The organism is Natrinema sp. SYSU A 869, assembly GCF_019879105.1.
Taxonomy (GTDB): Archaea; Halobacteriota; Halobacteria; order Halobacteriales; family Natrialbaceae; genus Natrinema.
This window is the reverse complement of record NZ_CP082249.1, coordinates 1,874,495-1,895,489: the sequence shown is the minus strand read 5'-3', so window position 1 is coordinate 1,895,489 and position 20,995 is coordinate 1,874,495. Positions and strand designations below refer to the sequence as shown.

General features: G+C 63.4%; 18 protein-coding genes and 1 tRNA gene. 9 read left to right on the top strand and 10 right to left on the bottom strand.

What is annotated here, in order from left to right; genetic code table 11:
• Nucleotides 1–80 precede the first annotated feature (80 nt).
• Nucleotides 81–2,099: a long-chain fatty acid--CoA ligase gene (locus tag K6I40_RS17560; RefSeq protein WP_222920270.1), complete on the top strand. Its 2,019-nt coding sequence runs from the start codon at nt 81–83 to the stop codon at nt 2,097–2,099.
• Between the two features lie 271 nt (nt 2,100–2,370).
• Nucleotides 2,371–4,260 carry a cation:proton antiporter gene (locus tag K6I40_RS17555; RefSeq protein ID WP_222920269.1) on the top strand — a complete coding sequence of 630 codons (1,890 nt, stop codon included), beginning with the start codon at nt 2,371–2,373 and terminating at the stop codon, nt 4,258–4,260.
• Nucleotides 4,261–4,453: 193 nt separating this feature from the next.
• Here the strand turns inward: K6I40_RS17555 and K6I40_RS17550 are convergent, their stop codons facing one another.
• Both K6I40_RS17550 and K6I40_RS17545 read right to left on the bottom strand, forming a co-directional pair.
• On the bottom strand, nt 4,454–5,056 hold the full coding sequence (locus K6I40_RS17550; RefSeq protein ID WP_222920268.1) for a magnesium transporter: 603 nt from the start codon (nt 5,054–5,056) through the stop codon (nt 4,454–4,456).
• The gene (locus tag K6I40_RS17545) at nt 5,053–5,625 is read right to left on the bottom strand and encodes a magnesium transporter (protein ID WP_222920267.1); all 573 of its coding nucleotides are present in this window, start codon (nt 5,623–5,625) and stop codon (nt 5,053–5,055) included. Before K6I40_RS17545 ends, K6I40_RS17550 begins: the two co-directional genes overlap by 4 nt.
• Nucleotides 5,626–5,721: 96 nt before the next feature.
• On the opposite strand from K6I40_RS17545, the gene K6I40_RS17540 reads away from it, so the two are divergent.
• Complete coding sequence (locus K6I40_RS17540) at nt 5,722–6,927, top strand: TrkA C-terminal domain-containing protein (RefSeq protein WP_222920266.1); 1,206 nt, start codon at nt 5,722–5,724, stop codon at nt 6,925–6,927.
• Between the two features lie 269 nt (nt 6,928–7,196).
• On the opposite strand, the gene K6I40_RS17535 is transcribed toward K6I40_RS17540, so the two are convergent.
• Entirely contained in the window at nt 7,197–7,610 is a 414-nt protein-coding gene (locus tag K6I40_RS17535; RefSeq protein ID WP_222920265.1) for an EamA family transporter, read from the bottom strand.
• 88 nt (nt 7,611–7,698) lie between these two features.
• On the bottom strand, nt 7,699–8,292 hold the full coding sequence (locus K6I40_RS17530) for a DUF2391 family protein (protein WP_222920264.1): 594 nt from the start codon (nt 8,290–8,292) through the stop codon (nt 7,699–7,701).
• A gap of 154 nt (nt 8,293–8,446) precedes the next feature.
• Here K6I40_RS17530 and K6I40_RS17525 point away from each other — a divergent pair, with 154 nt between their 5' ends.
• Nucleotides 8,447–10,132, top strand: coding sequence for an aldehyde ferredoxin oxidoreductase C-terminal domain-containing protein (locus K6I40_RS17525; RefSeq protein ID WP_222920263.1), 1,686 nt, complete (start codon nt 8,447–8,449; stop codon nt 10,130–10,132).
• A 76-nt stretch (nt 10,133–10,208) separates the two neighbouring features.
• On the opposite strand, the gene K6I40_RS17520 is transcribed toward K6I40_RS17525, so the two are convergent.
• Nucleotides 10,209–11,384, bottom strand: coding sequence for an MFS transporter (locus K6I40_RS17520; protein WP_222920262.1), 1,176 nt, complete (start codon nt 11,382–11,384; stop codon nt 10,209–10,211).
• Between the two features lie 180 nt (nt 11,385–11,564).
• A complete protein-coding gene (locus K6I40_RS17515) occupies nt 11,565–11,882 on the bottom strand; it encodes a hypothetical protein (protein WP_222920261.1) in 318 nt (105 codons plus the stop codon).
• 458 nt (nt 11,883–12,340) lie between these two features.
• Here K6I40_RS17515 and K6I40_RS17510 point away from each other — a divergent pair, with 458 nt between their 5' ends.
• On the top strand, nt 12,341–12,730 hold the full coding sequence (locus K6I40_RS17510) for a hypothetical protein (protein WP_222920260.1): 390 nt from the start codon (nt 12,341–12,343) through the stop codon (nt 12,728–12,730).
• 178 nt (nt 12,731–12,908) lie between these two features.
• Here the strand turns inward: K6I40_RS17510 and K6I40_RS17505 are convergent, their stop codons facing one another.
• Nucleotides 12,909–14,045 carry a thiolase family protein gene (locus tag K6I40_RS17505; RefSeq protein ID WP_222920259.1) on the bottom strand — a complete coding sequence of 379 codons (1,137 nt, stop codon included), beginning with the start codon at nt 14,043–14,045 and terminating at the stop codon, nt 12,909–12,911.
• Between the two features lie 194 nt (nt 14,046–14,239).
• On the opposite strand from K6I40_RS17505, the gene K6I40_RS17500 reads away from it, so the two are divergent.
• The 4 genes from K6I40_RS17500 (at nt 14,240) to K6I40_RS17485 (ending at nt 19,244) form a co-directional block, all read left to right on the top strand.
• Entirely contained in the window at nt 14,240–16,195 is a 1,956-nt protein-coding gene (locus K6I40_RS17500; RefSeq protein ID WP_222920258.1) for a beta-propeller domain-containing protein, read from the top strand.
• Nucleotides 16,196–16,287: 92 nt separating this feature from the next.
• Nucleotides 16,288–17,007, top strand: a complete 720-nt coding sequence (locus K6I40_RS17495) for a DUF5806 family protein (protein WP_222920257.1) — start codon at nt 16,288–16,290, stop codon at nt 17,005–17,007.
• A gap of 239 nt (nt 17,008–17,246) precedes the next feature.
• Entirely contained in the window at nt 17,247–17,678 is a 432-nt protein-coding gene (locus K6I40_RS17490) for a hypothetical protein (protein ID WP_222920256.1), read from the top strand.
• Between the two features lie 93 nt (nt 17,679–17,771).
• Nucleotides 17,772–19,244 carry an aldehyde dehydrogenase family protein gene (locus tag K6I40_RS17485; RefSeq protein WP_222920255.1) on the top strand — a complete coding sequence of 491 codons (1,473 nt, stop codon included), beginning with the start codon at nt 17,772–17,774 and terminating at the stop codon, nt 19,242–19,244.
• A 32-nt stretch (nt 19,245–19,276) separates the two neighbouring features.
• On the opposite strand, the gene K6I40_RS17480 is transcribed toward K6I40_RS17485, so the two are convergent.
• The 3 genes from K6I40_RS17480 to K6I40_RS17470 form a co-directional block, all read right to left on the bottom strand.
• Nucleotides 19,277–19,543 (bottom strand): hypothetical protein, encoded by a 267-nt coding sequence (locus K6I40_RS17480; RefSeq protein WP_222920254.1) that lies wholly within the window; start codon nt 19,541–19,543, stop codon nt 19,277–19,279.
• 886 nt (nt 19,544–20,429) lie between these two features.
• A tRNA-Leu gene (locus K6I40_RS17475) sits at nt 20,430–20,513 on the bottom strand.
• Nucleotides 20,514–20,593: 80 nt separating this feature from the next.
• Entirely contained in the window at nt 20,594–20,932 is a 339-nt protein-coding gene (locus tag K6I40_RS17470) for a ferredoxin (protein WP_222920253.1), read from the bottom strand.
• Between the last annotated feature and the right edge of the window lie 63 nt (nt 20,933–20,995).

Sequence of the window (20,995 nt, the reverse complement as noted above, 5' to 3'; positions counted from 1 at the left end):
CCCGAACGGATGATAAACCCAGTCACGGATGACAGTCGTTTCAGCACGTTTTATCGCACGGGAGGTACTCGCATAGGTATATGAATTGGCGGGACGCCGAACGAGAGTACGAGGACGATGTCACCGGGGAGACGACCCTCGCACGGCTGTTCGAGGATTCGGCCGAGCGCAATTCGAATCGGCCGGCACAGCAGTACAAGGGTGGGGTCTACGAGCGATCGCTGACCGATTCGGTTATTCCCGCCGCAACGCCCGGTGAGTTTCGGACGATTTCCTACGCCGAAATGCGCGATATCGTTCGCACCCTCTCGGCCGGCTTCCGCGATCTGGGGGTCGAGACGGCGGATCGGATCGGTCTCTTCTCCAATACCCGGATGGAGTGGGCCCAGTGTGACTTCGCTCTGCTCGGAGCCGGCGCAGTCGTCACGACCGTCTACACGAGTTCGTCCCCAAATCAGGTCGAGTACCTGCTCGACGACCCCGACGCCGACGGCGTCGTCGTCGAGAACGAAGCGCTACTCGAGAACGTTCTCGCTGTCGAGGACGCCCTCGATCTCGAGTTTATCGTCTCGATCGACGAAATTGAGGGGTACGACGACCGCGACGATATTCTGACCCTCGGCGAGGTCTATGCCCGCGGCGAGGACACCTTCGACCTCGAGGCCTATGAGGCCCGAATCGAGGAGACGGATCCGGACGATCTGGCGAGTCTGATCTACACGAGTGGGACGACCGGTCGGCCAAAGGGGGTTCAGCTGACCCACGGGAATTTCCGGTCGAACGTCAACGCGTCTCGGAAACGCTTCGGCCCGCGGCCGGACAAGGACGACGATGTGCCGGTGTTAGACGAGGAGTCGGTGGCGATGTCGTACCTTCCCCTTGCCCACGTTTTCGAGCGAACGGCGGGACACTTCGTGCTGTTTGCAAGCGGTGCCTGCATCGCCTACGCGGAGAGTCCGGACACGCTCCAAGAGGATTTCAGTCTCGTCGAGCCGACAACGGCCACGAGCGTCCCCCGGGTCTACGAGAAGATCTACGACGGTATCCGGGAGGAAGCGAGCCAGTCGTCGACCAAGCAGCGGATCTTCGAGTGGGCCACGGACGTCGGCGTTGCATACCAGCAGGCTGACTCGCCGGGCCCGATCCTGTCGGCCAAACAGGCACTCGCGGACAAACTCGTCTTCTCGACGGTCCGGGAGGCGCTGGGCGGGAATATCGAAATACTGATCAGCGGCGGTGGCAGTCTCTCGCCGGAACTCTGTCAGCTCTATCACGCGATGGGGCTTCCCATCTTCGAGGGATACGGGCTGACCGAGACCGCTCCCATTGTCTCGACGAATCCGCCCGAGGCCGCGAAGATCGGCACGATCGGCCCGCCGCTGTTCAACGTTGAGGTGACGGTCGACGAGACCGTCGCCGACCAGGAGGCCTTCGCCGACGACCCCGGCGAGGTCGGCGAACTCCTCGTCAAGGGGCCAAACGTCACGCAGGGCTACTGGAACAAACCCGGCGCGACCGAGGGCGCGTTTACGGAAGCCGTCCCCGGGAGTAGCGCGGAACAGAGTTCCGCGGACCGTTCGAGCGGAGAGTCGGCGGACTCGTCCGCCGGACGGTGGTTCCGTACCGGTGACATCATTCATTTGCGGCCCGACGGCTACCTCGAGTTCCGCGATCGCGTCAAGCAGATCATCGTTCTCTCGACGGGGAAGAACGTCGCGCCCGGGCCGATCGAGGACGCCTTCGCCGCGAGCGAGGTCGTCGAGCAGGCGATGGTCGTCGGCGACGGCGCGAAGTTCATTGGTGCCCTACTCGTCCCGAACACGGACCACGTCCGCGAGTGGGCCGAAGCGGAGGGGATCGACCTGCCCGACGACCCCGAGGCAATGTGTGACAACGACCGCGTCCGCAAACACATCCAGCAGGAGGTCGACCGGGTTAACGAGAACTTCGAGAAACACGAGACGATCAAGCGGTTCGAACTCGTTCCCCAGGAGTTCACTGAGGAGAACGATATGCTGACCCCGACGATGAAGAAGAAGCGCCGCGTCATCCTCGAGCAGTTCGAGGACCGCGTCGATCGGATCTACGAAGACGACTGATCATCCTCGGCACGATGACGGCCGGTCGTCCCCTCATACGGCCTACTGTAAGTCATTGCCGGCGCAACCCCAGAGCGGACGGGGTTGCGCTGGTAAATCGTTACAGTAATCCGTATCACGGGTCCGTTCGGGGTCGACGACCGGGGATTCGTTTCGACCATATCACGGCCGTTTCTCACAGGAGTTAACCGGTTGGACTGAGTCTGTCGAGACGAATGGACGGACTAGCAGCGGCGGTACGCCGACCGATCACGGGACGTCAGCGGCGACTATGACCGGGGCAGAAGGCGGCGGCGAATTGCTCCTCCTAGTCGCCTCGATTGTCGGCCTCGGCGTCCTCTCACAGCTCCTCTCGGCCCGGTTCCGCGTTCCGAGCGTCCTCTTTCTCATTCTCGCCGGCGTCGCGATCGGACCGGAAGGGCTCGGCGTGTTGACCATCAACTCCTTCGGTGAGAGCGGCCTCTCGACGATCGTCGGGCTCTCGGTCGCCATCATCGTCTTCGAGGGGGCATTCCACCTCAAGATCTCCAAGATCAAGGAAGCGCCAACGGCTGTGTTGCGATTGACCACGATCGGTGCAGCGATCGCGTTTTTCGGGACCGCCGGTGCGGTCCACTTCTTCCTCGGGGCTAACTGGGACATCGCGCTGTTGATCGGCGCGCTCCTGATCGCAACGGGACCGACGGTCGTCACGCCGATCCTGAAGGTCGTTCCCGTCCGCGACCGGGTTGCGGCGACCCTCGAGACGGAGGGGATCGTCAATGACGTGACAGCGGCGATCCTCGCGGTCGTGCTGTTCAAGGCGATGACCGTCGGGGAGGAGACGCTGAATACTGAACTCTATCTCCAGTTGTTCGCGGAACGGCTCGGGACGGGGCTCCTCGTCGGCGTCGTCGTCGCTGCGGTCGTCTGGTCGGTGCTCCAGTACGTTGATCTCTCGCCGGACAACGCACCGCAAAATGCTCGGTTGCTCACGCTCGCGGGAGCGATCATCGCCTTTGGTGCGGCCGATTACGTCTTCACGGAGGCGGGCGTGGCGGCCGCGGCCACAGCCGGACTGATCCTCGGGAACGCCGGTCTCCCCTACGAGGAGGACATCGAGGCGTTCAAAGGCGACATTACGCTGATCGTCCTCTCCTTCGTCTTCATCACGCTTGCGGCACTGCTCGAGTTCGATCAGTTGTTCATGCTCGGGCTCGGTGGCGTGGCCGTTGTCGTGGTCGTGATGTTCGTCTTGCGACCGCTCTTGGTCTTTCTGACGACCCGGGGTGACCGGTTTACGGTCCGAGAGACGCTGTTCATGAGCTTCGTCGGGCCGCGGGGGATCATTCCGGCGTCGGTCGCGACCCTGTTTGCGATCCGACTGCAGACTGGTCCCGCACCGACGAACCCGGCCGGCGCGGATCTGCTCGTCGGAACGGTCTTCCTCGTTATCCTCGTGTCGGTCGTCCTCGAGGGCGGCCTGGCCCGGCAAATCGCGGAGAAACTCGACGTGATTCCAATGCGTGTACTCATCATCGGCGGCGGCCGCGTCGGTCGCTCGCTGGCAGAACGGCTTGAAGCGCGCGGTGAAAACGTGGTGCTGATCGAGGAGGATCTTCCAGTCCTCGAGCAGCTTCGCAACGACGGCTTTACCGCCCGTCAAGGCGACGGAACCGACATCGAGGTGTTACGCGAGGCGGGCGCGGAGAACGCCAAGACAGTCGTCGCGGCGACCGGTGACGACGACGCGAACCTGCTCGTAGCACAGCTTGCGAAGTCGAACTTCGATGTCGAGAACGTGATCGCCCGGGCGAACAACCCGTCGAATGCGTCGGCGTTCGAGGACCTCGGCGTCCAGACCATCTCGGCGGCCGAGTCGACCGCGTGGGCGATCGACAACCAGATCGAACGGCCCGCGCTCTCGAACTGGATGTCCGAACTCGGCCGGTCCGGCGACGTACAGGAGATCGAGATCACCAACGAGAACCTCGCCGGAAAGCAGATCGTCGATCTCGGTAGCGAACTCCCGAACGGTGTCCTCATCGCGCTCGTGAGCCGCAACGGGACGAGCGAAGTGCCGACCCCCGACGTCGAACTCCAGCGTGGCGACCACATCACGCTCATCGGCCGAACCGAGGCGGTTCGCGAGGCCATCGACCAGTGTGGGACGCCAGTATAGGCGGCCATCTATTTCTCCCGGAGGATCACTCGTACTCGAGTTCGCGGTCCAGTTCGTCACTGACGCGCTCATCGTTCACCGTCGGTATCGCGAGCGTCGGTCTCAAGCAACCGCTCGACTTTGTGCTCGAGTACGGACGGAATTCAGTGGCGCGGAGGGCCAGCGCACAGACGGAACCGAGTGCCGGGGACGCTCAGAGCACGATCCTGACGACGGTGAAGAGGATAAGCACGCCGGTGATGTCACAGATGTTCGTGACGACCGGGATCGTCGTATCGTCCGGATCGTACCCGAGCCGGTAGGAGGCGTAGACGGCGACGGAGCTGACGACGACGACCCAGACCGCCAGCAGCATGCCGCTGACGACTGTGATCACCATGAGTCGCCCGAGTCCGAGTGTGCCGCCGAGCGCGCGACCGATCGCCCACGAGGCGACTCCCAGCAGGACGAACACCGTCGCCGCCAGTCCCATGACGGCACCGACGTTGGCCCGGACGTTCGGATTAGACGGCGAGAACTCGAGCGTGCCCAGATGCAACTGCGTCGACAGGCGGGCACACATGATCGACCCGAGGTTGCCCGCGGTCCCGATCATCACCGGCACGAGGACGAGCAGCGACGGATTCGTGAGTAACTGTTCTTCGAAGCTCTCGAGGACGGTCCCCGAGATCATCTGCAGGACCGAGAGGACGGCCAGCAGCGGCACGAGCGTCGTGACGATGTGCCGGACAGCCCAGTCACCGAGCAGGTCGTCCTCGAGGTCCTCGCCGGCCAGGAGGTCGCCGCCGACACTCACAGGACCGCCCCCGCGACGGCGATACCGGTCAGCAGGAAGACGACGCCGAAGACATCGCCAACGGTGGTCACGACCGGCCCGATGACATTGTCGGGGTCCAGCCCCCGCCGGTAGCCCTTAAAAATCACTGTGAGCAATACGCCCAGCATCGCGAACGCGCTTAACATGGCGGCGACGAACAGGACGATGAGTAACTCGAGCAGGCTCGCCGGGCGGCCGAGCGCGAGCAACACGCTCCAGGCGAGGACGGCGATGAAGATGGAGACGATCAGCCCGTTCAGGAAGGAGGCGATGATCGCGCTCCGGAGCCGGCCGGACCATTCGAAGCGGGGCTCGATCACGCCCTGGTGGAGGCCACTCGAGAGCCGCGCGCCCAGCGACCCATAGACGCCGCCGCGGGTGGCCAGAAACGCGGGCAAGAGGAGGAGGATTCCGGGGACGCTTTCGATTCCCTCGCGCATCGTCTCGGTGCCGAGCAGCGTGCCGGCGAACAAGCCCGCGACGAGGCTGATGAGGATGACCGGCAGCGCCTGCCGATACACGTCGAGGGCGGAGTCGTGGCCAAACATCTATCCAAACGTGAGTCGCTGTCTCATTAAGAATTGGTTTCGTTACACCCTGCCCGCGGTCCCAATCTTGATTAGTTCACCAGCTGACGGGTGGATATGCGCGAAATCACCTACGAGCCCCGGAACGTCCGAGACAGTCTCGTCGAACTCAAGGACTCCTCGGAGCTCGCGGTCGATCTCGCCTACTCCGCCGTCCGCGGCGATGATGCGTCCCTTGCTGATGAGGTGCTCGAACTCGAGTCCCGTGCCAACTATCTGCAGTACCACGTTCGGATCGCGCTGATGCTCGCAGCCAAGCGGGCCGAGGAAGCCAAGCAATTGGTTGGGCTCTTCCAGGTCACCGCGAGCGCCGTCCGAATCACCGAGGCTGCGGCCGACATCGCGAGGATCGTCCGCGACGACGGCGGCGTCCCCGATGCCGTCGAGTACGCCTTCCCCGACGCCGACGAGCGACTCGTTCGGGCGACCATCGCGGCCGACTCCGACCTCGCGGGAGCCCGCTTGCGAGACCTCGAACTCGACCTCGAGACGGGCGTGCGGCTCATCGCGATCCGCCGCGAGGGAGAGTGGTCATTCGCGCCCAAGGGCGACGACCGACTGACGGCCGGAGACGTGATCGTCGGCCGCGGTCCGCGCGAGGGAATCGAGGTCGTCCACCGGCGAGCGACCGGTGAGCCCGTTCCGGCTCCTGCGCCGCCGTCGGACCGGGCCGAGAGCGAGGCGATCGCGCGAGCCGCCGAAACCGTTGTCGACCTCAAGGACATGGCCGAACTCACGGTTGGGCTGGCCTACGGGGCCGCCCGACTCGACAGCGACGACCTCGCCCGGGAAGTGCTCGCGCTCGAGGACGAATCCAACGACCACAAGACGCGCCTCGAGACGTGGGTCATCGAGGCCGACGACGAGGTCGGAAGCGCCGCTCAACTCCGCGGCCTGCTCCACCTCGCGGCAGCCTCTGCGGAAATCTGTGACGCCGCGGTCGACATCGCTGAGGTCGTCCTACGCGAGGTCAAATTGCCGCCGGTCTTCGGCGCGGCCCTCGAAGACAGCGAGGAAGGTATCGGTGTCGTCGCCGTTGGTTCGGGCAGCGGCTTAGATGGGGCGACCGTCGCCGACCTCGAACTCGAGGAAGGGGCGGGTGTGATCGTTCTCGCGATCCACGGCGGTGACGGCTGGACGTTCGATCCCCCTGCCGACCGCGTGTGTGCGGCCGGTGAGACGCTGCTCGTTCGGGGGCCGCCGGTCGGCATCGACCATCTGCGTGAGATCGGAGGTGATGAGGGTGAGTCGCTCTCACCGTAGTTCGGTTGATGGGCTATGTATGCGTATTTACAATATCTGAAAGTGAATCACTCGATTGCGAAGTATGTCCGTGAATTGGGCAGTGGGTTTTGATGGGAATAAGCGAGGGAAATGTCCTGCTAGCGTGGCAACAGGGGATCGCCACGCCCTCCCCAACCGATTCGCTCACTCTGGTGTGATACGTCATTTATCTATACTGAGCGTGAGCTCTACAGTCAATTCCGTTATAGGAAGTCGCGATACCAGCTACGGCCGAAGAACGCTGGAACTCAGGTCGCGACGAGGCCGACGGCGATCACCGCGAGCGCGAGTCCGGCGACGTTCGTCGCAGAGAGTTGTGCGTCGAAGTAGAAGACGCCGACGACCGCTGGGATGACGAAGTAGAGGGCGGCGATTGCGGAGACAATCGCCATGTTCCCGCGGGCGAGGCCAGCGTAGAAGCTGATTGAGGCGGCCGCGAGGAACGCGCCGGAGACGAGCGCGAACGCGACGTCAACGCGAGTACCGACGATGGGACGGCGCAAGGAGAGCACGTAGCCGCCGACGATCATGAGACTGGCGACGTAGGAGAGAAAGACCGCGTTCACGGGCGAGAGAGATCGCATCGCGACGCCGCCGGTCACCGCCCAGCCGCCGTACAGAATCAACGCGCCGAGTGCGAACAGGATTCCCGTACTGACCATGGGGCCGGCTTCGCCGTCGGTCGGATAAACGTTCCGTTCATGCAGACTGTCCGTCTGTTACACGTCCGTGCGACCGTCGTCGCGACGATTAGTGGTCGCCGAGGGGCCGATGCTCGGCTTCGCCGGGCAGAATGTCGCCCAGCGAGCCGCCGAGCGCCATCGCGGTAAAGACCACTAAGACTTGACAGAGATTAACCCACGGCTCGTTCCACGAGATCCGACCCCACAGCGTCATCAATCCCGCGGCGGTCGCGAACGCGATCAGCAACACCCAGACGGGGCGGCGCGGAACCAGGCCGAAGTAGGGGTTGTGAATCTGCACTTCGCGGAAATCGGCGACGTAGAGGATCCCGACGACCAGTCCGACTGTACATACGAGGTTCACCAGCAACAAGACGGGGTGGGCAGCCAGAAACGACCCGATACTGAACACGCCGTCTTCGACCAACATCGGGAGGCCGATAACGACGCTGCCCACGAACGCCTCCGCCTTGTCCTTGCGGGTGAACCCGGTGATCACCTTCCCAACCGTCGCGTTGTGCGAGAATCGACTGACCAGCCGCATCGTCCGGCGTACCTCCGTCCGCTCGTCCGACGTATCGACTGTCTCCTCGAGCGCCTCGAGTTGCTCATAAATATCGTCGATGGTCGTCTCTTCGTGTGGGTCCTCTGGCCGCGACATGCACGGACCCAGACACCACGGAGATAAAGACGGCCACCTACTACCGATACCGTGGGTAACTCGCCGGTCGCGGACTGTCAATCGCCTATTGCGTCGGGCGAACATGCCTGAAAAACCGATACCGTTTTGCGGCCGTATCCATCACTGTGGTACTATGAAACACGTACGGGGACCGCTGTGTTCGATCGACGTCGGGGAGCGAACGGCCGAGACCGAGGACATCGATGATCTCCTCGAGTCGTCCATCGGGGGGCGTGCGCTCGGGACGAAACTCGCCCACGAACGGATCCCGTTCGACGCCGACCCATTGGGAGCTGACAACCGGCTGTACTTCGCGACGGGGCCGCTCCAGCACTCGACGATGAGCTTTACCGGCCGGATGTCGGCAACTGGCGTCTCGCCGCTGACCGACGGCCTGCTGTCCTCGAACGCCGGCGGCTTCCTCTCGCGGAACTTCACCGGGACGGGGTACAGCGCCGTCGAGATCACCGGCGCGAGCGACGAACTCGTGATCCTCCACGTCACAGACGACGGAGTCGAGTTCGAGGAAGTCCCCGAACTCGCCGAGGCGACCGTCCCCGAGACCTGCGAGTATATCGAGGACGAACACGGTCTCGGCTCGGAGCACACCACGGTCATCGGCCCGGCCGGTGAGAATCAGGTTCGGTTCGCCTCAATCATGACCTCCGAGGAGCGGGCCTTCGGCCGCGGCGGACTCGGTGCCGTCCTCGGCGCGAAGAACGTCAAGGCGATCACCTTCGACGGCGACTCGACCAACGAGGTCGAGATCCCAGCGCTCCAGATGGAGATCCACGGCGAGGCCGCTCAGTCCGACAGTCCGATGCGAGATCAGGGGACGACCTCCGTCGCGGAGTACGCGAACATGGTCGAGGCGCTGCCGACCTACTACTTCTCGGAACTGTCATTCGAGGGCATCGACGGGATCAGCGGCGACCGCGTCGAGGAGAAAAAGTACAAGAAAGGCACCTGCTCATCGTGCGCCTTCGCCTGCAAACTGCCGACTCGAGACGAGGAATCCGGCCTCGAGACCGAGGGGCCCGAGTACGAGACGCTGATGGCCTTCGGATCGAACTCAGGTATCGACGACATCGTCGATCTGATGAAGTCGAACAAGCTGTGTGACGAGTATGGACTGGACACCATCTCTTGTGGCGACACCGTCGCGGCCTACCTCGCGAGCGAGGACGAGTTCGGCAACGCCGACCTCATTCACGACCTCGTCGAGAAGATCGCCTACCGCGAGGGCGTCGGCGACACGCTCGCGGAGGGAATCGACCGCGTCCACGACGACCTCGGTGTCGAGAACTGGTCGGTTAAGGGCATGGAGTTCGCCGCCCACGACGGCCGCACGTTAAACGGCCAGGGACTCGCCTTCGCAACCTCGAACCGCGGTGCTGACCACATGTACGCCGAGTTCTATCCCTACGAGTACCCGCTGGTTGACGCCGACGACGCCTTCGACAAGGATGGTCTGGACGGCAAACCGCCCAAGGTCGTCGAACTCGAGAACATCAACGCGATCAAGGACAGCGGCGTCCTCTGTAAGTTCTCGCGGGACTTCGTGACCGAGGAGCGCATCGAGACGCTGCTCGACGCTGAGTACGAGGAGCTACTGGCACTCGGCGGTGAGGTCGTCACGATGGAACGACACTTCAACAATCAGCGTGGCTTCGACCGGGGCGACGACACCCTGCCCTACGAGATCCCGGACTTCGATCAGGGGCTCGACGAGTACTACGCCGAACGCGGCTGGAACGACGACGGCACGGTCCCGGACGCGGCGTTCCAGAGCAATCACGGCGCACCGGCTGACGACTGACAACTAACCACGACGGAGTCTCCCGGGTGAGCTCACGGACGCTCATTTTTCGACGCCGATCGCGATGGGTCAGCGCTCAGTCCGACTCCGTCGCGACCGTCGGCGCGGTCGCCGTTCCGGTCCACAGCCACGTCACCGCGACGGTGACGAAGAGTCCGCCCGCGATGGCGACAGCAAGCCACAGCGCGTGTCTGATACCGTACAGCTCCGCGAGGACACCGACGGCGGCCGGTGCGATCGCGATCCCTGCGTAGGTCGCTCCGGTCGTCACCGCATTGAGCGGCCCAGTGTATCCTGGTGCGGCCTCGACAGCGTAGGCGGCCAGTATCGGGAACCCGCTCGAGAGACCGGCACCGGCGACGAAGACGGCGAGAAACAGAAGGGGACCGGTTTGTCCGGAGAACGCGATCGCCAGCGCCGGAACCGCGGGTAGGACGGCAACGAGCAACAGTGCGAGATACGGGACCCGGTCGACGGCGAGCGTGTACCCGAACCGGGCGGGGATATACGCGAGTAGATACGTCGAGAGCAACAGGTTTGCCGTCGTCGTGGCATAGAATTCGCCCGCGTAGTACGCGAGCCAGGTGAACATGATCCCCTCGACGCTGCCGACCAGCAACATGCCGACGCACGCACCGACGACCGGCGGTCGACGAAGGAGAGCCGCGAACGCGTCCCGCGAGATCGACCGCTCGGCGGATGTCGAGGGTGCGTCGACGCGACCGGCGATGACCGCTGTCGGGACGAAACAGAGCGCGATGACGACGAAGACTGCCCGCCAATCGGTGACCGACAGCACGGCGCTGACAAGCTGGGGGCCGACGACTGCGCCGACGGCCCAGACGAGCGCGTAGACGGTGTACACCCGACCGCGCCGGGCGGCGTGGAGGTGACTCAGGACGACGCGATCGACCCCGCGGAACGCACCGGCAGCGGCCCCCTGAGCCAGCAATGCGAACAGGAAGACGACGTATAGGGGCGCAGCCGCCATCGCGACGAGCGCACAGATGACGCCGACGACCCCCGCGAGCAGCGTCCGTCGCATGGGGAGCCGTCCCGCGAGCAGCCCCGTCGCGACCACGGCGACCACGAAGCCGGCGGTCCCGGCTGGCGCGATCAGTCCCAGCGCGCCCTCGGAGACACCGAATCCCGCCTCGAGTTCCGAGAGGATCGGTCCTCGCGCCTGCATCGCCACTGCGTCGCCGAACACGAACAACAAAATCGCCGCTGTCCACTTGCGAGCCCGGTCCATGACCGAGTTCCGTGGGGCTCCACAAAAACTATCAGTGTTCCGGTAACGCTCATCCGCAGCATCTCCATTTGACGCTGCCGTCTGCCGCTCGCAGCCGGCCAGAAATAAATAATAGATAATTCATTTTACCGGTGATCGACTTCCGGCGGTTCGCGGCCCGGTCGCTGCGACCGAGTCGGGTCACTGATCGTCGTCTCGGCTATCTTCCGGCGACAGCCGGTCGTCACCGCGTGACGGCAGCGGGCTATCGTCGGCCCGCGAGGGATGGATGTTGACGTTGTGTCCCCGATAGGGGTCGCTCTCCGGATCGTACGACAGCTCGCTGCGCTCAAACAGATAGATGAAGAAGCCGATCAGCGGGAGACAGAAGGTGATCGCCGCCCATTTCTTCGGCGGCTCGAGACCTACCCGCCCGGCGTCGTAGTAGGCGACTGCAGTCAACCCGAGATGCCAAGCGAGCGGGATCCCGATGAGTATCACGAGGAGGCCCGTGCTCATACGTAGGCGTAGTATTCGTGGCTATAAAACGGCCGGCCAACCTGTGCAAGGCGGTCTCCTCGTCGAGCGAGACGGGTCCTGGCGGAGCTTCGACGAGACCGAGACGGTAACTAACTCCTCATGGTGCCCTCTGCTCCCTCTGCAGACGGTCCTTCGGGCCCGACCACTGGATCTGGGAGGCCGAATTTTCGAGTGCGACTTCGAGGGTATTGCCCAGCATACAGCCGCCGGTGTTCGCTCCGCTGCTGCCGTTAGTCTCGGGCTATTCGTCTCGAGTCGCCGCCGTATTCGGTGCCGCCGCTGGGCTTACCGTGGCTCCCCCACTCGTGCCGACTCCGTGTACGGTGTCCTGAACGCGATTTCATCAGCGAAATCTGATGTTCGAGCGGCGAACAGCGCTGTCCATTTATTGCCACTAGTGTCCTCCGCTCGGTCTGCCCACGACGGGCAGTATAACAATGACTCGGAGGAGAAATCGGTTCGGAACGATACTCGTCGTCGCAATCGCGGTCGGCCTGCTCGCAACTGTCGTCGGGGCAGGCGCGGTTACGGCCGTCCAAGCGCAGTCGACCGTCGAAGAACAGACGGTCACTGAAAACGTCACACAGGCCGCTCAGAACGAATCGATCAACGAGGTCGAACAGGAATCGATCGAGGTCGCGGAGCAGGGCGCCATGGACGACCCCCAGATCGAACTGCCTGAGGACATACCCATCGAATCGCCCGAAGAACCAGTCGAACCGCCAGCGGAGCCGGGAGAGTCGCCAGAGACGCCTGAAGAACCCGTAGAGGTCCCGGACGATCCGTTCGCTGACGTTCCGGAGTGGGTAGTCGGCGGGCTGCTCTAGGCCGCCCGTTCGCGACTCCGTTTTCCGGCCCCTTTGGGCTCGAGACACAGTCCGGCCCTGTCAGTCGTCTCGCTCGTCCGGACCGACGACCTGCTCGACTTCTCGTCTCGGTTCCGTCGTGGAAACGCGGTTCTCACTCGCAGCCGCTGGATGAAAAAAGAACCTCGGACCGACCGACTCAGTTGACGTCGAACTCGATCGCCGCACCCTGTCCAAAGCCGACACACAGCGTCGCCAGCCCCAGGCCGCCGCCACGCTTCTGGAGTTCGTTAATCAGTGTCACCGGCAGACGAGCGCCCGAGGCACCCAGCGGGTGACCGAGCGCGATTGCACCGCCGTTGACGTTGAAGATCTCGGGGTCGATGCCGAGTTCGTCGCGGGAGTACAGCGACTGACTTGCGAAGGCCTCGTTGAGTTCCACGAGGTCGTACTCGTCGATGTCTCGGCCGTTGCGCTCGAGCAGTCCCTTCGTCGCCGGGACCGGGCCGATCCCCATGACGGTCGGATCGACGCCGGCGACGTTGTTCTGGCCGACCTCGGCCATGATCTCGAGGTCGTGCTCCTCGGCGAACGCCTCGCTCGTGACGAGCAGGGCGGAGGCACCGTCGGAGATCTGGGAGGCGTTGCCGGGCGTGACGGTGCCGTCTTCCTTGAAGACGGTCGGCAACTCGGCGAGCTTCTCCGCGGTCGTGCCCGGGCGGATGCCCTCGTCTTCCTCGACGGTGCCGTCCTCGGTCTCGATCGGGACGATCTCGTCGTCGAAGCGGCCCGACTCGGTCGCTTCGGTGGCGTTTTGCTGGCTGTGGGCGGCATACTCGTCCTGTTCCTCGCGGCTGACGCCGTACTCCTCGGCGACCTTCTCGGCGGTCATCCCCATCTGGAGATCGCCGAGGTCGTACAGTTCGGCCAGCCGCGGGTGGATCTCGGAGAAGCCTTCGCCCATCGGGACGCGGCTCATGCTCTCGACACCGCCGGCGATGATGGCGTCCCGGTTGCCGGCCGCGATGGCGTCGGAGGCGGAGATGACCGACTGCATCGAGGAGGCACACCAGCGGTTGATCGTCGTCGCCGGGACGTTCTCGCCGAGTTCCGAGAGCACGGCGATGACGCGAGCGAGGTTGTTGTCCTGCTCGCCGCGCTGCTGGGCACAGCCCCACATCAGGTCGTCGACCTCGTCGCCGGAGAGCCCGGTCTCGGCCAGAATCTCGTTGATCAGCGGTATTGAGAGATCCTCGCTGCGTACATCGGCGTACACGCCGTCTTCTTTCCCTTGTGGCGTCCGTACTGCCTTCACCACGACTGGTGTCTGTGACATATACTACCGAATGCCTCTCACGGCCTTAAATCCGGTCGAACTCTCGAGGACGGGCAAATCGTTTACGCGACGCGGACGGCGGCGAATAGCGGGTTTTCGACGGTCAGTGGGGTTCGTGTCGGCGTGACATCCTGGGTGAAAATGGCGCTTCACCTAGCCGAGATGCCTTATTACGAGGCCCGGATTACGGGAATATGAACGGTCGAACGAAACTGATCGCGGTCGCCTTCGCGGCACTGCTCGTGGGCTCGGTCGTCGGTGCCGGCCTTGCGGGCGTGTTCGAGACGGAGCGTACCGCGAGTACCGACCTCGAAGGGGAGGATAGCGCGCTCGCCGGTGCGAGCGAACCCGAACTGACGACGTTCGCGTCAGAGAAGGCATTCGTCGAGTACTTCGACGACCGGTCGCGGACCGCCGCTTTCAGTAGACAGCCCGTGACGGCCCGTACGGGGGGTGCCGACATGGTCGAGGAGGATGACGCCGCATCGGCCGAGGACGGCGCGTCCGAGGCAGGGACTTCCGCGTCGAGGTCGGCACCCGCATCGGGCGGTGACAGCGAACCGCGCCACTCCGAGACGAACGTCCAGGAGGCGGCCCTCGACGAACCCGACGTGCTGAAAACGGACGGCGAATCGGTCTACTACGCCGATCATCGCTATACGTCCGGATGGGACGAGACGTCGATCGTCGACGTGAGCGATCCCGAAACCCCCGAGGCCGTCGGATCGGTTCCCCGCTCCGGCGACCTGCTGCTCGCGGGTGATACCCTCGTCGTCCTCGGCGACGAGGAAGCCGCCGGCTACGATGTGACCGATCCCGAAAACCCCGACGAGCAGTGGCGCAAAGACCTCGAGGCACGGATCGAGACGGCCCGCCTGTACGACGGCAATCTCTACCTTGTCCTCGTCGACCGGCCGGGGGACGATCCGTGTCCGATCGAACCGTACGGTGATCGGATGATCGAGTGTACCGACGTCGTTCGCCCGAATGCGGACGCCGATGCTGATGCCGTCTACACCGCCGCCCGCGTCGACCCCGAGACAGGCTCCCTCGAGAGCGAGGCGAGCGTCGTCGGCTCGCGCTCGCTGTCAGCGACCTACGTCTCGGAGAACGGAATCTACCTCTCCTATACCCGCTCGACCGACGAGTACGACCTGCGCCGCGCGTACCTCGGCAGTGAGAACGGGTCTGCACTGCTCGATGCTGAAGCCCGCGAGCGCGTGGCAACGCTGGACGACATCGACATCTCTCAGAGCGCCAAGGCCGTCGAACTGCGCGAGATCCTCGCAGACTGGTACGACCGGATGGACGAGGGCGAGCGCCGGGAGGTCCGTCGTGCGTTCGAGGAGGGCCTTCGCGACTACGCCGAGGCTCACCAGCGCGAGCTGACGACGACCGGGATCGTCAGGGTCGACATCGACGGCGAACTCTCTGCCGAGGCCAGCGGCGAAATTCCCGGTACGCCGCTCAACCAGTTCTCGATGGACGAACACGAGGACCACCTCCGCATTGCGACGACGATTCCTCGAACGCACGGCGTCGACTCGGTGAACGACGTTTACGTCCTCGACTCGGACCTCGAGACGGTCGGCTCTGTGACGGGCCTGGGCGTCGACGAGCGCATCTATTCGGTCCGCTTCGAGGGCGACGAGGGCTACGTCGTCACCTACCGCGAGATCGATCCGTTCTACACGCTCGATCTTTCCGAGCCGACAGATCCGACCGTCGACGGCGAACTCAAACTGCCGGGCTTCTCGGAGTACCTGCATCCGCTCGAGGACGATCTCGTCCTCGGTATCGGGCAGGAAGACCGCCAGCCCAAGGCGACGCTGTTCGACGTGAGCGATCCCGAGGACCCCGTCGAACTGGACTCGGAGATTCTCTCCGAGGAGCGCTACAGCGACGTCAGTCGAACGCACACTGCCTTCCTGCAAGACGAGGCCCACGGCGTGTTCTTCATGCCGGGTAGCGAGGGAAGCTACGTGTTCGACTATGAGGGCGGCGACCTCGAGGAGGTCGCTCGCGTCGACCTCGGCGGTCGCGGCACCCGTGCGATGTACATCGGCGACCACCTCTACGTCTTCGGCGAGGGCGAAGCGGTCGTCCTCGACGAGACGACCTGGGAGGAAGAGACCCGACTCGACCTGTAGCTCTGGATCGATTTCGATTACGCCTCGATCATCGACCGATCCGCCGAAGGGGGAGGGGAATCCTTTTGCCCGCCGTTTTGTAATGCCACGCCATGGACGGCAACGAGACGGCTGATCGTTCCGACGGCCCGGAGCGATCCGATGGGCCAGCTGGCACGGACGACGACTCGAGCGACGACGTGGACGACGCGACGGACGTGAACCCCGCAACGAACGGAGCCGGGGTCTCGAGTGACGGCGACGAGGCCCCGATCGACGGCGACGCGTCGATGCCGGGCGTGCCGGACCCCGATCCCCAGGAAAACGATATCCCGGATGACGTTCAGAAGTACGCCCGCTTCACAAAGATGGACGGCGCGCAGTACGACCGGGTTAACGAGTTCCTCCGCGATCGGACCTACATCACCGCCCGCGAGTGGGCCATCGCCCGCCTCTGTTCGGACTTTCGGACTGAGACCGGCGTCGAGATGACGAAAATCGGTGAGAACCTGCCCGAACTCGTCCCCTTCATGACCGACACCTATTCGCCGCAGGCGGTCAATCAGGCCCGATCCTCCTTTGAGGACAAGGTCCGGACGGCCGGCGCGACCTTCCTCTACGGCGCGATGTGTGACTTCTTCACCGCCGAGGAACTCGACGACGTGATGTACGAATCGACGGAGGTCGCCAAGTTCCTGCTCGAGGTTGAGGGTGTCGACCTCTCCGTCGAGGACGAACTCGAGGCCGAGGAACGCATCTCGAGCGTCATGCGGGAGGTCCGCGAGGCCAGCGAGGAGCTCCGCGCGGAGGACATCGCCGAGAGCGAGGACTAGCGCCGCACCACCTCTGCTGCCGAGCGAGTTACTCGTCGTCGACGCCGCGGCGATGCTCGCCGACGGCCACCGGATCACGAAATAGGGCCGGGAGACGACATAACCGATACCGTCCCGCCAGCGTACCTCTCGGCCCTCGAGGAGTGACGACGGAGCGACGAGACGCTGCTCACCGAAGCGCGGGGACCGACCGCGTGACAGCACCGTAATATGGCTGCAGTGAGTCGGTCGACATACGTATGAGCGGGTCACGCAGTACGGAGCCAGAGTCGACTGAAGACGGGCGACTGTCGCCCGAACTGATCGGAGTCGCCGTCGGTGTCCTCACCGTTCCGGTGTTCGCGTACCTCGGCCTCGAGTTGTTCGGTGACCCGGCGTTCGGCGCGTTTGTCGGACTCGTGATCGGCCTCGGAATATTCCTTTCTGCCCCGGCGTTCATGGCTGACGACGAGGAGCAAAGCGATGCGACGGCCACACCAGTAGCAATCGGCGATCGACTCCGTCAGTTCCACCGGACGGCCGCCGGGCTCGCGCTCCCACCGGCCGGCGTCCTGCTCTTCTCGTGGCGGCTCGTCCCCGGGGCGAGTCTCCTCAGCGTTCTCGTTATCCCCGTCATCACGGCAGTGATCTACGTCTCGCTCGCAGTGTTGCTTCCACAACAGTTCTCGTAACGACGACGGCGGCGGACAATCGCTCGAGCCGTCGATTCGCCCCGTTGCGCTTGCGCGTCCGCTCCTTTCTCTGCTCGAGGGATAGTCATCTGTATGATTGATCTCCCTCTGGCACCCGAGAGCGGCTGGGAGTCGCTGTACCTCGCAGGCGACTGGGTCGCCACCGGTGATCGGGACACGATCGCCGTCGAGAACCCCTACACACGCGAGGTGCTCGCGACCGTTCCGGCGGCCACCGAGGACGATGTCGATCGGGCCTACGAGGCCGCGGCCGATGCACAGGAAAGCTGGGCTCGGCAGCCGCCGCAGGCGCGGGCGGGCCCGATCAACGCCGCAATCGAGTTCGTCGGCGACCACCGTGAGGAGATCGCCGACCTACTGGCTCGCGAGTCCGGCAGTACGCAGGTCAAGTGCGAGGCCGAGTTGGGGACCGCGCGAGGGATGATGCAGCAGGCGTCGAGCTATCCCTTCCGGATGGACGGCCAGCACATGGACTCGATCACGCCGGGCAAGGAGAACATCGCTGAGCAAGTGCCGGTCGGCGTCGTCGGCGTCATCTCCCCGTGGAACTTCCCGCTGCACCTCTCGATGCGGGCGGTCGCGCCGGCCATCGCGGCCGGGAATTCGGTCGTGCTCAAGCCCGCCTCGAACACGCCAATCACAGGCGGTCTGCTTCTCGCGCGGATCTTCGAAGAAGCCGGCATCCCGGACGGCGTCCTCAACGTCGTTCCCGGCCGCGGCTCCGAGATCGGCGATGCGGTTGCCGGCCACGAGATTCCGCGGGTGCTGGCCTTTACCGGCTCGACCGAAATCGGTCAGCGTGTCGCCGAGAAAGCCGCCAGTACCTGCACGCTGCCTGCTCTCGAGCTCGGCGGGAACAACGTCCATGTCGTCACGGAGAACGCGGATCTGGATCGCGCCGTCGATAGCGGCGTCTTTGGCTCGTTTCTCCACCAGGGTCAGGCCTGCATTTCGATCAATCGCCATCTCGTCCACGAGTCGCTGTACGACGACTACGTGGACGCGCTCACCGATCGGGCCGCCTCGCTGCCGACCGGCGATCCGACGGCCGACGACACGATCATCGGCCCGATCATCGACGAGGGCCAGCGCGACCAGATCGTCGACTACATCGAGGCATCGATCGACGAGGGCGCGACCCTCGAGACCGGCGGCGAGTCGGACGGCCTCGTCGTCGAACCGACCGTGCTCTCGGACGCCGACAACGGCATGGCCGCAGCGGAAAACGAGCACTTTGGGCCCATCGCACCTGTCATCCCCTACTCGAGCGACGCGGCCGCGATCGAACTGGCAAACGATACGATCCACGGCCTCTCGGGCTCGGTCCACAGCGAGGACATAGCGCAGGCCCGTCGGATCGCGGACGGGATCGACACGGGGATGATCCACATCAACGACCAGCCGATCAACGACGAACCCCACGTCCCCTTCGGCGGGATGAAACAGTCCGGCATGGGCCGGTACAACGGCGAGCAGATCCTTGAGGAAGTGACGACGACGAAACTGGTCTCGGTCCAGCACGAGCCCCGTGAGTATCCGTTCTGAGGAAGGGACTCACGGCTCCGTATACCCATCCGTCACCGGAAGAGCGACACCATCCGCCTCCAGCTCCAGACGACGAGCCAGCACAGGAGAAGCGCGAACAGGAGGTACATCGGCAACGCGTCCACGGCGACCCCGCGAGCAACGAGAAACTCGATCAGTGGATCGAGCAGTCCCCACTGTGACAGGAGCGTGATTACGGCTGCAATTAGCAGTGAACTGACGGCGATAGCGACCGCGGCTCGGTTGGTCGCGATCCGTGACCCCTTGCTGTCCCGATCCGCCGTATTTCGGTCGCCCATCGCTCGCTTACCACTACTGATTGAACGAGTGAAACGATTACCCCTGTACACTCCGGTTGAACGGAGATGTTGCCGACGCTGAACGAAGTAAATACGTTCAGTGAGGAAATTCACGAATAATTTAGGGGGACCGGTTATGTCTGGAATAGTAATTATTGATTGACGCTCTTCCGTAGGAGATTGTTGAGGCAGGTCGAATGCTGACTATAGTAGCCACTGAAAGTCATTGCACATCTGATCGCAGACTGCGTTGCGATCAGTATGTAAATCGTTTCAGTGGCTACTATAGATGAGTGGAGAGCGACTCGGAGACTGGTTTGCGAGATGAATATCGGAAACCGGTACGACAGTGGAATTATAGAGAGAAACCAGTTACCAGTGTATTGGATATAATCGATATGCGGATTATAGTTGTCCTAGCTCACCAACGGTAATGAAGAAGCCAAAACCAAGTCCAGCAGCTAAGAGCAACGCTCCAAGTAGCAAGTTGTTTGCAATCAGCAGTTCCCAGAGCCCGATCAGTAAGAAACTCACTGCTACGATCCAGTCCAACCACGAAATTTCTGATTCGTTGTAATCGGAACGAACTAAATTCCGGCTCATTTGCCACGATCCATTTATTTATAACCAATAGCGATAGCACTTGCGTTACAGTATCGACTGCTGACAGACGGTCAACTTTAGTTCGATTGCTGAATCTATTGTCTACGTGGTTCAATGTCAAATCCCAAGTATCGCAGCCGCCGCTCACGATTTGTTCGCGGCAACATGCGAGGGTTGGGATTTGAACCACGCCCGAGAACCTGCTCGCTTCGCTCACAGAACCTCGGTCTGATTCAAATCCCGCGTCTCGCATACACGACTCTCACTGTCGTTTGAGTCGGTATGCGAGGGTTGGGATTTGAACCCAAGGACCCCTACGGGAGCGGGTCTTAAGCCCACCGCCGTTGGCCTGCTTGGCTACCCTCGCACAGAAGTGCACTCAAGCGTTGTCCCGGGGCGGGGATGTGCGTTTCGGTGTGTGTTCGCATCGGTGGGACGTCCTGCTACCTACCAGTCGACGCTCAGCGTGCCATCGCCGTGTGGATCGGGTGCGATCTCCTCATCGGTCCGGCGGTCGACGACGTGGATGCAGCCGTCGTCTTTCTTCGCCGGACAGATCTCCGCGGCGCGGACATTGTGCTCGAGGTCGTCCTCGTCAATGAAGTACTCGTTCGGCTGGGCCATGCCCGACGCGATGGACATCTCCCAGTTGTCGCTTACTTCGGCGCACTTGCCCGCGCCGAAGCACTTGTTGGCCTCGAAGATTATCTTGTAGGGCTTCTCCTCGATCGGCGGCGCGTCGGCCGAACCGACGTCGCTGGCTTGCTGAATGCCGTCATCGCTCATTATGTATTTGTTCGGCTGCGTGGTCTTTCGCGTTACGGTCGGGACGAACGACGACGACCATTG

Bases quoted from the DNA above. Each gene is read 5' to 3' on its own strand.
- K6I40_RS17520 (WP_222920262.1), bottom strand. From the start codon at position 11,384: ATGGACCGGGCTCGCAAGTGGACAGCGGCGATTTTGTTGTTCGTGTTC.
- K6I40_RS17540 (WP_222920266.1), top strand. From the start codon at position 5,722: ATGCGCGAAATCACCTACGAGCCCCGGAACGTCCGAGACAGTCTCGTC.
- K6I40_RS17560 (WP_222920270.1), top strand. From the start codon at position 81: ATGAATTGGCGGGACGCCGAACGAGAGTACGAGGACGATGTCACCGGG.
- K6I40_RS17495 (WP_222920257.1), top strand. From the start codon at position 16,288: ATGGACGGCAACGAGACGGCTGATCGTTCCGACGGCCCGGAGCGATCC.
- K6I40_RS17545 (WP_222920267.1), bottom strand. From the start codon at position 5,625: ATGTTTGGCCACGACTCCGCCCTCGACGTGTATCGGCAGGCGCTGCCG.
- K6I40_RS17530 (WP_222920264.1), bottom strand. From the start codon at position 8,292: ATGTCGCGGCCAGAGGACCCACACGAAGAGACGACCATCGACGATATT.
- K6I40_RS17485 (WP_222920255.1), top strand. From the start codon at position 17,772: ATGATTGATCTCCCTCTGGCACCCGAGAGCGGCTGGGAGTCGCTGTAC.
- K6I40_RS17490 (WP_222920256.1), top strand. From the start codon at position 17,247: ATGAGCGGGTCACGCAGTACGGAGCCAGAGTCGACTGAAGACGGGCGA.
- K6I40_RS17525 (WP_222920263.1), top strand. From the start codon at position 8,447: ATGAAACACGTACGGGGACCGCTGTGTTCGATCGACGTCGGGGAGCGA.
- K6I40_RS17515 (WP_222920261.1), bottom strand. From the start codon at position 11,882: ATGAGCACGGGCCTCCTCGTGATACTCATCGGGATCCCGCTCGCTTGG.
- K6I40_RS17470 (WP_222920253.1), bottom strand. From the start codon at position 20,932: ATGAGCGATGACGGCATTCAGCAAGCCAGCGACGTCGGTTCGGCCGAC.
- K6I40_RS17480 (WP_222920254.1), bottom strand. From the start codon at position 19,543: ATGGGCGACCGAAATACGGCGGATCGGGACAGCAAGGGGTCACGGATC.
- K6I40_RS17555 (WP_222920269.1), top strand. From the start codon at position 2,371: ATGACCGGGGCAGAAGGCGGCGGCGAATTGCTCCTCCTAGTCGCCTCG.
- K6I40_RS17510 (WP_222920260.1), top strand. From the start codon at position 12,341: ATGACTCGGAGGAGAAATCGGTTCGGAACGATACTCGTCGTCGCAATC.
- K6I40_RS17500 (WP_222920258.1), top strand. From the start codon at position 14,240: ATGAACGGTCGAACGAAACTGATCGCGGTCGCCTTCGCGGCACTGCTC.
- K6I40_RS17505 (WP_222920259.1), bottom strand. From the start codon at position 14,045: ATGTCACAGACACCAGTCGTGGTGAAGGCAGTACGGACGCCACAAGGG.
- K6I40_RS17535 (WP_222920265.1), bottom strand. From the start codon at position 7,610: ATGGTCAGTACGGGAATCCTGTTCGCACTCGGCGCGTTGATTCTGTAC.